The 12857-nt window shown below is 53.6% G+C and carries 7 protein-coding genes; all 7 read left to right on the forward strand.

Translation table 11 applies throughout. The annotated features are described in order from the left end of the window. Positions 1-19: 19 nt before the first annotated feature. The 7 genes from WC903_04780 to WC903_04810 all read left to right on the forward strand — a co-directional run bounded on the left by WC903_04780 (position 20) and on the right by WC903_04810 (position 12856). The gene (locus tag WC903_04780; GenBank protein ID MFA5893257.1) at positions 20-934 is read left to right on the forward strand and encodes a branched-chain amino acid transaminase; all 915 of its coding nucleotides are present in this window, start codon (positions 20-22) and stop codon (positions 932-934) included. Positions 935-974: 40 nt separating this feature from the next. Next, positions 975-7082: a right-handed parallel beta-helix repeat-containing protein gene (locus tag WC903_04785; protein ID MFA5893258.1), complete on the forward strand. Its 6108-nt coding sequence runs from the start codon at positions 975-977 to the stop codon at positions 7080-7082. 2 nt (positions 7083-7084) lie between these two features. Further along, complete coding sequence (locus WC903_04790) at positions 7085-10036, forward strand: S-layer homology domain-containing protein (protein MFA5893259.1); 2952 nt, start codon at positions 7085-7087, stop codon at positions 10034-10036. Between the two features lie 26 nt (positions 10037-10062). Beyond that, positions 10063-10437 carry a holo-ACP synthase gene (gene acpS / locus WC903_04795; GenBank protein MFA5893260.1) on the forward strand — a complete coding sequence of 125 codons (375 nt, stop codon included), beginning with the start codon at positions 10063-10065 and terminating at the stop codon, positions 10435-10437. Further along, positions 10424-11263, forward strand: coding sequence for an NAD(P)H-hydrate dehydratase (locus WC903_04800; protein ID MFA5893261.1), 840 nt, complete (start codon positions 10424-10426; stop codon positions 11261-11263). Before acpS ends, WC903_04800 begins: the two co-directional genes overlap by 14 nt. A 91-nt stretch (positions 11264-11354) precedes the next feature. Further along, the gene (locus WC903_04805; GenBank protein ID MFA5893262.1) at positions 11355-12134 is read left to right on the forward strand and encodes an ABC transporter permease; all 780 of its coding nucleotides are present in this window, start codon (positions 11355-11357) and stop codon (positions 12132-12134) included. Then, the gene (locus WC903_04810) at positions 12131-12856 is read left to right on the forward strand and encodes an ATP-binding cassette domain-containing protein (GenBank protein ID MFA5893263.1); all 726 of its coding nucleotides are present in this window, start codon (positions 12131-12133) and stop codon (positions 12854-12856) included. Before WC903_04805 ends, WC903_04810 begins: the two co-directional genes overlap by 4 nt. Position 12857: the final 1 nt, after the last annotated feature.

A 12857-nucleotide genomic window follows, 5' to 3' on the forward strand; every position in this document is an offset into this window, starting at 1 on the left:
GGAGCGGAGGGTCCCGGCAATGAAATACGCGTTTTTTAAAGATAAAATAGTCCCGTTTAGCGAAGCCAAGATCGGTATCATGACCCACGCTTTTAACTACGGGACCGGCGTCTTCGAAGGGATCCGCGGCTACTGGAACGCCGAAAAGAGCCAGATGTATATCGTCAAGCTGCGGGAGCATTATGAGCGGCTGGAACGATCGACGAAACTGGCGCTGAAAAGCACGCTTAAATACTCCCTCTCGGAACTGGAAAACATCACCGTCGAACTGGCGAGAAAAAACGACTATCGCGAGGACATTTATCTCCGCCCGATCTATTATAAATCACAGGAAAAGATCGGTCTGGGGCTGATCGGCGTAGAAGAGGATTTCTGCCTCTTTGTTTCGCCCTTCGGCGCTTATCTCGACATAACCAAGGGGATCAGGGTCTGCGTTTCCTCCTGGTGGCGGATCTCCGAAAAGTCGGCGCCGCAGGGGGCCAAGATCACCGGCAGTTACTTTAATTCTTCGCTGGCCAAGGCGGAAGCGCTGGAAAAGGGTTTTGACGAAGCGATCCTCCTGTCGCACGAAAAGACCGTGGCCGAGGGGTCGGGCGAAAACCTATTTATGGTTAAGAATGGACAACTGGTTACCCCGCCGCTTTCGGAAACGATCCTCCCCGGCATTACTCGGGTTTGTGTCATGACCCTGGCGGCCAAGGAGCTGGGAATCAAGACGGTAGAACGGCAGGTGAAGCAGGCTGAACTGTACACGGCCGATGAGCTCTTTTTCTGCGGCACCGGCGCCCAGATCTCGCCGATCGTTGATGTCGACGGCAAAAAGATCGGCGACGGTAAGCCCGGTTCGATCACGCGGAAATTACAGAAAATTTATTTTGCCGCGGCGCGCGGCGATAATCCCAAATACGCCGATTGGGTTACGCCGGTTTATTAGTTACCGGCCGTTTTCTTAGGTCGTGGGCAAAGATTTCTTTATGAGAAGCATAATAATTTTTGGGCTTTTGATCTTTTCTCTTTTTGGACCGGCCTATGCAGCTGCCGATTATTATGTCGACCCCGCCGGTTCAAATTCTAATGACGGCTTGACCGCCGGCACGGCCTGGAAAAACCTGACCTATGCGGCGACCATGTCGGCGGTCGGCGACACCATTCACGCGGCGGCCGGGACGTATAATGCGGCGCTCGGTGAAGTTTTTCCGATAACTGTAGCCAACCGCACAATAACCTCAAGTGCCTCGAACCTGGCGACGATCGATGCTGGTAGTTCAGATAATAATATGCTCAACGTCGGGGCAAATACCACACTAGAGGGCCTGACGATCAAGAAAACCTCGACTAACAACTACGCGGTGAATGTGACGGGTGCCAACGTCCAATTATTGACCAGTATCGTTTCGGGAGGAGCCAGTTCCCTCTATTTAACCAGCGGTGCCGATTACTGTCTGGTCCAGGGTAATGCCATCAATAATTGCGGTAGTAATGTTTACTATCCGATTTATGCGGCCAGCGGAGCTGATTATTTGATCTTCAGGAACAATACTATAACTAATTCATATGGCAATAGTTCTGCGACCGGTATTTACCTGATAGGAATTTCATATGCCACGATCGAAGGCAATACGATAACGGCTGACAACGGTATTTACATGTCTGGTACCTGTACCGGCTTTGATATTAAGACCAATAAATTGATCGGCTACAGCAATAATACCAATGCTTACGCTGGTATAATAACCAGGGGGAACGGGGCAATAACCTCGAACGAGGTGCGGGGCTATCTGAACACAGGTGTCGGCAGCATCTATATCACCGGCGGTAATGATCCGGTCACGATCAGCAAGAATACGATCGTCGATAACGCTGTCGGTATCCGTAATGTTTCTAGCGGGGCGGTAACGGTCAAGAATAATATCATCGCCGGCCGGACAAGACCGGGGAAATATTATGATAACAGCGTCGGCCTTTACAATAACACTTCAAACGGTTCGATCAACAGCTCGTACAACCAATTATTCAATGTCGAAACGGGTTATTACGTGGCTTATGGGACGATCAACGGGCGGACGAATGATGCGACGGCCTGCCCGCGCTTTGCCAACCCGGACGCGAACAATTATTTACTTTGCACCGACTCGCCGTGTTTGAACAGCGCCGATCCGGCCGACGGGGGTAACCGGGGCGCCTACGGTGGCGCCGCGGCCAGTTCGGGGATAGTCGCCGTCTCCTACGTCAGCAACAGCGGGAATGATTCGACCGGGGACGGCAGTCTGGGCAGTCCCTGGAAGACGATCGCCAAGGCGCTGGGCTCGACCGAAGGGACGGTGTACGTGAGGGGCGGGACGTATAACGCGGCGGCGGGCGAGACCTTTCCGTTGACTTTGGAAGTGAGCCAGGGCTTGAAGCAGTACCTGACGGAGGCGGCGACGATCGATTCGGCGGCCGCGACTGTCTCGACAGTCATGCTGGGGACGGGCGCGACGCTGGACGGCATCGCGATCAATAACACTGCGAGCGGGGATTATTATGATGTAAGCATACTCGGGCCTTATTGTCAGGTCTTGAACAGCACTCTGACCAAAACCAACGGCTCCGCGATTTATATAAACGGATCGGCCTCCCAACTGTCGGACGGCTCCGACAACTGCCTGGTGCAGGGGAACACGATCACCTACGGCGGGTGGTACTATCCGATCTATGCGGCCGGCGGGGCTGATTATTTGATCTTCAAGAACAATACGATAACAAACTCATACGCCGGCGTTTATTCGAACGGCATTTACTTGGCCGGTAACAGCAATTCTTATACCACGATCGAGAGCAATACGATAATGGCTGATGTCGGTATTGGCATGGCCTACACCTGCAGTAATTTTGATATTAAGACTAATAAATTGATCGGTTACAGCAGCAATACCAATGCCGCCACGGGTATCCAAGTTAATGGGACCGGGACAATCATTTCGAACGAAGTGCGGGGCTATCTGAACACCGGTTACGGGGGCATCCATTTTACCGGCGGCGGGCCGATCACGATCAGCAAGAACACGATCGTCAATAACGCGGTAGGGGTCCGCAACGTTTCCAACGGGGTGGCGACGGTCAAGAATAATATCATCGCCGGCCGGACAAGGCCGGGGAAATATTATGATAACAGCGTCGGTATTCTTAATGCCGCGTCCGGCATGACCAACAGTTCGTACAACCAGTTGTACAATGTTGAAATGGCTTATTATATTGTTTCTACCGGCACGATCAACGGGCGGACGAACGACGCGACGGCCTGCCCGCGCTTTGTCAACCCGGACGCGAACAATTATTTACTTTGCACCGACTCGCCGTGTTTGAACAGCGCCGATCCGGCCGACGGGGGTAACCGGGGCGCCTACGGTGGCGCCGCGGCCAGTTCGGGGATAGTCGCCGCATCCTACGTCAGCAACAGCGGGAATGATTCGACCGGCGACGGCAGTCTGGGCAGTCCCTGGAAGACGATCTTCAAAGCGCTGGGCTCGACCGAAGGGACGGTGTACGTGAGGGGCGGGACGTACAACGCGGCGGCAGGAGAGACCTTCCCGTTGACTTTGGAAGTAAGCAAGGGATTGAGGCGGTACCTGACGGAGGTAGTGACGATCGATTCGGCGGCCGCGGCTGTGACGACGGTCATGCTGGGGACGGGCGCGACGCTGGACGGCATCGCGATCAATAACACTGCGAGCGGGGATTATTATGATGTAAGCATACTTGGGCCTTATTGTCAGGTCTTGAACAGCACTCTGACCAAAACCAACGGCTCCGCGATTTATATAAACGGATCGGTCTACCAACTGTCGGACGGCCCCGACAACTGTCTGGTCCAGGGGAACACGATCACCTACGGCGGGTGGTACTATCCGATCTACGCGGTCGGCGGGGCCGATTATTTGATCTTCAGGAACAATACGATAACGAATTCATACGCCGGCGTTTATTCGAACGGCATTTACTTAGTCGGCAACAGCAGTTCTTACGTCACGATCGAAGGCAATACGATAACGGCTGATGTTGGTATTGGCATGGCCAACACCTGCAGTAATTTTGATATTAAGACCAATAAATTGATCGGTTACAGCAGCAATACCAATGCCGCCGCAGGTGTCCAAGCTTACGGGAGCGGGACAATAACCTCGAACGAAGTGCGGGGCTATTTGAACACCGGTTACGGCGGCATCTATATGGTCAGCGGCAATCCGATCATCAAGAAGAACACGATCGTCAAAAATGTTATTGGTATACGAATTGTCGGCGGCACGGCCACGAGTGAAAATAATATAATAATAAACAAACCGACCGGCGGGGCTCCCGATGCCGGCAGTTACGGCATCAAGCGGGTTGGCGGCACCATTACGTCATTATACGACGATGTCTGGAATAATGAGACCAGTTGGTCGCCGGCGACAATTTCGGGGGTTGGGACCATCTCGGCGGATGCCGTGTTCGTTGACCCGACAAATAATGATTTTCATCTTCAAGGCAGCTCTCCCTGCATCGATGCCGGAGATCCAACGTCTCCGCTCGATCCCGACGGCAGCCGCGCCGACATGGGAGCTTACTCTTATTACCAAACCGATTTTACCGGGCCGGCAGTCGAAGTTACCTCACCGGTCGGCGGGGAAAAGTGGCAAGGTGGATCGTCTCAAAATATAACCTGGACCCTTTCTGATTCGAGCGGCATTAAGGCAAACTCCGTTAATATTTATTATTCGACCGATAGCGGGGCAACTTATCCGAACACGATCGCGACCGGCGTCGCTACCAATGCGGCCTACCCCTGGAATCCGGTGCCGAGTTTGGACTCGTCGATCGTCAGGGTCAGGGTCACGGCCCAGGACAATTCGGCTGCCCATAGTACAGGAACAGGAGAAAGCGCGGCGAATTTCACGATCGACTCAACGGCGCCGAGCGCGCCGACGCTGTCAACCCCGGCGAATAACAGTTATGCTACAAGCCCCACGCCAACTTTTACCTGGCAGGCGGCGACTGATAGCGGCTCGGGAGTGGGCAGCTATGAAATAACGATCGATTCGACGGTGACGACGCAGGGGGCGACAACGACTTACACGCCCGGGACGGTACTTTCGGAAGGCGCTCATGCCTGGAAGGTGAGAGCCAAAGATGCGGTTGGCAATTGGGGCGCATTTTCGTCCACCTGGATCGTGACGGTCGATGTAACCGCGCCGAGCGCTCCGACACTGTCGACCCCGGCGAATAACAGTTACGCTACAAGCACTACGCCGACTTTTACCTGGCAGGCGGCGACGGACAGCGGTTCAGGTGTTGGCAGTTACGAAATAACGATCGATACGACGGTGGCGACCCAGGGAGTGACAACGACTTATACGCCCGGGACGGCGCTGTCGGAAGCCGCCCATACCTGGAAGGTGAGAGCGAAGGACGTAGCCGGCAACTGGGGCGCCTTTTCGTCCACCTGGACGGTGACGGTCGATGCGACCGCGCCGAGTGCGCCGACACTTGTAACCCCGGCCAATGGCGCTTCTGTCGCGACACCTACGCCGACCCTGACCTGGGAAGCGGCAACGGATAGCGGTTCAGGCATAGGGAGTTATGAAGTTACGATCGACACGACAGCGGCAACTCAAGGGGCGACAACGAGTTACACTACTCCTATTTTGACCGAAGCCGCGCATACCTGGAAGGTGAGAGCGAAGGACATAGCTGGCAACTGGGGGGGCTTTTCTTCCACTTTCGGTTTGACTGTCGACCTGACCGGGCCGGGGATCACGGGCATCACATTAAAGGACATAACAAGTGAAAGCACGCGTTATACCAATTTGCCGATAATTACGGTCGAAGCCGCCGGGACCAGCGGCTCGCCGGCGCAGATGCGCCTGGCGGAAAACACCGGCTTTTCGACCAATGATTCCGGCTGGCTGGCCTATGTTAATCCAACGCGATATTCTCTGACGGCCGGAGATGGCGGCAAAACCGTTTACTACAAATTGCGGGACAATGTTTCAAATGAAAGTGTAGTGGTGACAGCCGGTATCACCCTGGATTCAACGGGCCCGGGCGCGCCGGTCTTAGTTACGCCGGCAAATGGTGACACGACAATCGAAACGACGCCAACTTACAGCTGGAGTGCGGCGACCGACGCGTTAAGCGGAGTTATCAGTTATGAGATCAAGGTTGATACGACTGCGACTACCCTTGGGGCGGTAACAAGCTATGTCCAGCCGACGGCACTGTCGCTGGCCGCTCATACATGGCAGGTGAAGGCGAAAGACGGTGCGGGCAACTGGGGCGATTACAGCGGTTCGTGGAGCTTTACTGTTGTTACTGCAACCACCACAACCACTACTACAACTACCACTACGACAACGGCCACCACAACGACGACAACTGTTGCGGGAGCAACCACGACTACCACTACCACAACAACTACGGTTGCCGACACGACTGCGCCCACAGTCGTGGTCAATATCGAGGGTGTTGCAGTCAAGGATGGCGATCATATCGGCAAACAGCCGACTTTTGAAATCACGCTTAATGATAATCTGGCGCTGGATACTTCTTCGATCAAGGTCTGGCTTGACGGGAACATTGTTTCGTCGGCTAAAGCGACGGCGGCTACGTCCGTTACCAGCACAAAGCTGCAGATCAAACCGACGACCGAGCTAGCGGACGGCTCCCACACTTTGAGGATCGAGACCAAAGACATGGCCGGCAATCAAGTTGTTAAGGCATTTACCTTGCTGGTCTCTTATGAGAGCGCGGCCAAGGTGCTGGGGAATGTCACGGTCTCGACTCCGGTCTTTTCGCCGGCCAAGGATCAAACAATGTCAATGGCTTTTAATCTGACCAAGGATGTGAACACGATGTTTTTGATGGTCGGGCCGGGCGGTGAATCGGTCTGGACGCGCCGGTTCACGGCCGGAGCCAACGGCGCCAGGGCCGGTTATAACGAAATAAAATTCAACGGCGTTTCGGATATAAGCGGCACCCAACTCGCCAACGGCATCTATGTTTATAAGATAGTGGCGGAGGGCAAAGTGATCGGCTCCGGCCATCTTGTCGTGTTCAATCAATAAACATGGCCTTGCCTTTAAAACGCGCATTATTACTTATTATTTTTGTCACGGCGTTTAGCTGCGCCGCCTCGGCCCAAACCAGGGTGGCCACCGACCCGTCGCGCATCGGGGTCGGGGCCCGCATTCTCGGTATGGGGAAAAGTTTTATCGGTTTGTCGGATGACGTGTCCGGCATGTTCATCACCCCGGCTTCGTTGTCCTCGATCAAGAATTTTCAGGCGACCACCATGTCCGGCCGCTTCATCAACGAATTTGATTATATGAACCTGGCGGCAGCTGCGCCGACAAAGTTCGGGAATATCGGTTTGGGTCTGGCGGGCAGCAACATCAGCTTCCTGGGTTTTACCTCAACGACCGAAGTCCTCGACGGCACCAGGCTCATTCCCTCAACTACCGAAGGTTCGACGTATGGCTTCAACAACCGGGTCTATTTGCTTTCCTGGTCGGCCGGTTTGGGGGGGCTGCTGGAAAAATTGTCGCTGGGCGCCAGCTATAAATTCTTTATGGTCGATCTTTCCGGCCCGGGAATAGTCGGCGGCCGGGCGAAGGGCAATGAATTGGACTTTGGCCTCAATTTTAAGCCGAGCGCTTCGGTCAGTACCGGACTGGTCGTCCAGAACGCTTTGCCCGCTGCCTGGGGCGGCAAAATTAGGTACGATAACGGCAACGAAGAAACCTTTCCCTCGATCTTAAAAGTAGGCTTGAGCTTAAAACTCCTGGGCGAAGACGGCTTCCGTAAAATAGGGAACAACGAGTTGTCCTTTAATCTGGATGAAGATATTTCCCCTCTCCGGCCGTCTCTGCCTGCGCTGACGCACACGGGCCTTGAGTGGTCGCCATTGCCGGTCATCGATTTAAGGGTTGGGATTGACCAGGAAACGGTGGGAACCGGCACCGGCAGCCAGTTGGAAGCTTCGAACAATTTGACCGCCGGAGTGGGTCTTTATTTTGGCGAATTTCGCTTTGATTACGCCTATCATCAATACTCGCAGCTGTCGGAAAACACCACCAATTATTTTTCCATCACCTACGGCGCGGCCAGAAAAAAAACTAAGCCGGGGCCACCCGTGAAAACGGCTTCATTTAAGCTTTCACCTGCCGACAAGAGCATTATGTATGGGGAGCTGGTCACGATCGAAGGCCGGGTGCTTAACAGGGAAATTAAGTCGGTAAAGGTGAACGGTCTCGAAGCGGCACTGATAAACGATCAGTTTAAAATTGAATTCCCGCTGATTATGGGTAAGAATTTTTATCGGATTGATGGGTATGACGGCAGAAAAAAGCTTTTCGACAGCCAGAGGATCAGGCTCCTGCGGCTCAAGGATTTCAAAGATGTTCCGCCGGATTACTGGTCAGGCATTCCGATCGGCGCACTGGCGATGGAAAACATCGTCACCGGTTATCCCGACGGGACTTTCCAGCCGGAAGGGAACATCAGCCGTGCGGAGATGTGCTTGCTGTTGATCAAAACGAGGTCTTTAACCGCCGGCAACGAACTTAAATTTCCTTTCAAGGATGTAGCGGCCGGGCACTGGGCGGCGCGGTCTATCGCACAGGCGGTTGATCTGGGTATCGTCAAAGGTTATCCGGATGGCAGGTTCAAGCCGAATGGCTTGATCAGCCGCGCGGAGGGAGTGGCCATGCTGTCCAGATTCGGCGGCTTACCAGCGGCCAAAGGAGAAAGTTTGCGTTTCACCGACGTGCCCGGCCGCAGCTGGGCTTATCGGGCGGTGGCGTCCGCGGACGAAGCCGGACTGCTGGGCTATTTGAAAGGGGATTTATTTGAGCCGGATAAAAAATTGACCCGTTCGGAAGCAGCCGCAATGCTGGCCGGGATCGCTCCGTTCTCTTTGCTGCTGGCCGACATTCTGGATTGGGAAAAGGAAACTTTCCGTCAATTTTATCTGCCGGAGGCAATGAAACCGGCGGCAGTCAGGACCGAAGAAGTTAAACCTAAAATAATAACGCCCGAAGTAATTAAGCCGGTAGAAATTGGGCCGGAAACAATTAAAGCTGAAGCAATAAGGCCGGTTGAAGCTAAACCAACAGCAATTAGACCCGAAGCAATTAAAGCGGCAAAAATGGAGGAAGTTACGCCGGCAGAAGTCGAGAAGAAAGAGACCCGGAAATTTAAAAAGCCTTCTTTTTCAACCAGACCGATGGATAAAACTATTGTCTATAATTCCATCGTTACTTTTGAGGGGCAGGTTATCAACCCGGAAGTAACCAGGGTGCAAATTAATAATATCAAGATTGTTTTGTCGGGTAAAAAATATAAAGTCAGCCTGCTGCTGAAACCGGGGAAAAATTCTTTTTCCATTAACGGCTATAACGCAAAAGGCAGACTGGTCGGCAGGCAAAGGATCAGGGTTTTGTCGCTTAAGGACTTTAGCGATGTCGTGCCGGGCCACCCGGCCAAAATGCGGATCGCGCTGGTAGCAACACTGGGAATAATGAGCGGTTTTGCTGACGGCACTTTTAAGCCCGGCTTAGATATCAGACGGGCTGACTATTTAATTAAATTGCTGTCGCTCGGCAAAATACCTGCAGCCGGGTCGTCGGAACTGCCTTTTATCGATATAAAACCAACTGATCAGGCCGCCCCGTATATAAAAGCCGGTTATCAGCGGAAAATTATCACCGGCTATCCGGACAGGACTTTTCGGCCGAAGCGGCCCACCAGCCGCGCAGAAAGCGTCGTCATGTTGCTTAGGTTTACCCGGCAGGAATTGCCTCAGGTAAAAAACAAACCTTATCCAGATGCTCCGGTCGGGCATTGGGCGGTTCGGGAGATAACAGCGGCCAAACAAACCGGAATGTTAAAATATGTGCTGATCAACTTTTATCCCAATCAGGCGATTAGCCGAGCAAATACGGCGGTCATGCTGTCCAATTTAGGGCCGATAAAGGACAGGATCGATGATCTCTTGGACTGGGAAAATGGTTATAATTGATTATGCTATAATATGTACCAGCTATTATGATCAAAGGGATCGGCATAGATATTATCGAGATCGACCGGATCAGGTCGGCGGTCGAGACTTACGGCGAAAAATTCCTGGCGCGGGTCTTTACCGCCCGGGAGATCAGCTATTGCTGGCGCAGTAAAGCCTACCGGATCCCGGAACTGGCGGTCCGTTTTGCCGCTAAAGAAGCTTATTCCAAAGCGCTGGGGACAGGGATCACCGGGTTTGGCCGGCGGAACAGCGGGGTCAGCTGGCAGGACATCGAGATCGTCAATAATGTTCAGGGGAAACCGTTGATCTCCTTTAAAGGGATGCTGGCCGACAAAGCTCAAGTCAGCCTGTCGCACAGCCGCGATTACGCGGTCGCTACCGTATATGTTGAAGAGTGAAATAAAAAAAGTCCTGCCTAAAAGACACCCGGGGACCCACAAGGGTGATTACGGCCGCGTCCTGATCGTGGCCGGTTCAAAAGGGATGCTGGGCGCGGGAGTTTTGGCCGCGCGCGCCGCTTTGCGGGCCGGCGCAGGAGTCGTCTATTGGGCCGTGCCGGACGATCTGGTCAACTTAGCCAACACCATCACGCCGGAAATCATTGTCATCCAGCATAAACAGATCACAGAAATAAAAGTTGATGTTGTCGCTATCGGTCCAGGTTTGGGAACATCGGAGCAAACCAAAAAACTTTTGTCGTTAGTCGTTAGCCTGCCTGCCGGCAAGGCAGGTCGTCAGTCGTTAGTTGTTATTGACGCTGATGCCTTGAACGTTATTGCCAAGCACCCCCAACTTTTGCCCAAGGACAAGAACAAGGACAAGAATATATTGACCCCCCACCCAGGCGAAATGTCCCGTCTCCTTGGACAAAGCGTTGCTTCGATCCAGGCTGACCGCCCGGCTGCGGCTAAATTGGCAGCAGCCAAGTTCAACGCGATCGTGGTACTCAAGGGAGATAAAACGGTCGTGGCTAACCCGCAGGGGAAGGTTTACTTGAACAACACTGGCAATCCCGGTATGGGGACGGCCGGCTCGGGTGACGTTCTAACCGGGCTGATCGCCGGTTTGCTCGGACAAGTCCCGTCCGCTTATGAGGCCGCCCAGATCGGCGTCTATCTGCACGGGCTGGCGGGCGACCTGGCGGCTAAAGAGAAAGGCGAGGTCAGCTTGATCGCTTCCGACCTTGTCGACTACGTTCCGGCTGCTGTATTACGTAACTCGTAATGCGTAACGTGTAATGCGTAATTGGTTATTGGAATTTGGATATTGATATTTGTTTTGAGGTTTGAAGTTGGATGTTTGAGGTTGTATAAAGATGCCATACAGAAAAGTCACTGAAAATATCGGCAATAGAACGCTTCATATCCTGGAGATAGTGGGCGAGATCTCCAGTTTGGCCGGAAAAGTTGTTCGAGATATCTTTCGGGGCAAGGTCAACCTCAAGCTGACGCTCGAACAGATGGTCAAGGTCGGTTTCGATTCTCTTCCCCTGGCGCTGACCACTTCGGCCTTTGTCGGCATGGTCTTTGCCATGCAAATAGCGGCAGAATTTTCCAAGTTCGGCGCCGGGAAATTCGTGGGCGGGCTGATGGGGGTCGCGATCTCCCGGGAACTTGGCCCGGCGATTACCGGGATAGTGGTCGCGGCCCGCGTGGCCGCTTCTATTACCGCGGAGATCGGGACGATGAAGGTGACGGAACAGATCGACGCGATGGAAGCGCTGGGGGTAAGCCCGATCCGCTACCTGATCATCCCGCGGTTCCTGGCGACCACCCTGATGCTCCCGCTGCTGACCATTCTGACGATCATTACCGCTTTTATCGGCGGTTACTTTGTCTCGATCTTCGTCGGCCGGATCAACCCGGTCGAATATATGGAAACGGCCCGCTCGCTCTCCAAATTGTCGGATCTTTACGGGGGATTGGCGAAAACAGCCGTTTTTGGCATGATCATTTCGATCGTTGCTTGCTACCGGGGACTGAATACCAAGGGCGGAGCCAAGGGGGTAGGCGAGGCGACCACTTCGTCGGTCGTGATAACGCTGATCAGCCTCTTTATCGTGAATTACTTTTTGTCGATGTTATTATTTAGATGATCAAATTCAACAAGCTGACCAAATATTTTGATAAAATAAAGGTCATTGAAAAGTGCGACCTGCTTATCGAGGACGGCTCTTCCGTGGCGATCATCGGGCCGTCCGGTTGCGGTAAAAGCACTCTCTTGAGGCTGATCATTCGCCTGACCGAGCCGACCTCCGGCTCGGTCCTGGTTGATGGCCAGGAGGTCGGCCGGCTCGGAGGTGAGGGGCTGATCGAATTGCGCAAGAAGACCGGGATGATCTTCCAGACCTCGGCCCTTTTTGATTCCATGAACGTCTTTGAGAACGTCGCTTTCGCCCTGCACGAGCATACGAAAAAGAGCGTAACGGAAATCAGGAAGATCGTCGCGGAGAAACTTAAAATGGTCGAACTGGAAGGGGTTGGCGACATGATGCCGTCGGAACTTTCGGGCGGGATGCAGCGCCGGGTCTGCATCGCCCGGGCGCTCGCTTTCGACCCGAAGATCATCCTCTACGATGAGCCGACCACCGGCCTCGACCCGATCACTTCTGTCACCATCGAGAATTTAATGGTAAAATTGAGCCAGGAGTTGAAGGTGACGTCGATTTTAGTCACCCATGTGCTGCAGACCGTTTATCGGGTGGCGCATAAGGTCTACATGCTCAACAATGGCGAGCTGCTCGACATCGGGACGCCGGAGCAGGCCAGGAACTCTAAGGATCCGGTCGTGGCTAAATTTATTTCGGGAGGTTTGTAAT

This window comes from Candidatus Margulisiibacteriota bacterium (genome assembly GCA_041658645.1).
Lineage (GTDB): Bacteria > Margulisbacteria > WOR-1 > O2-12-FULL-45-9 > XYB2-FULL-48-7 > JBAZZV01.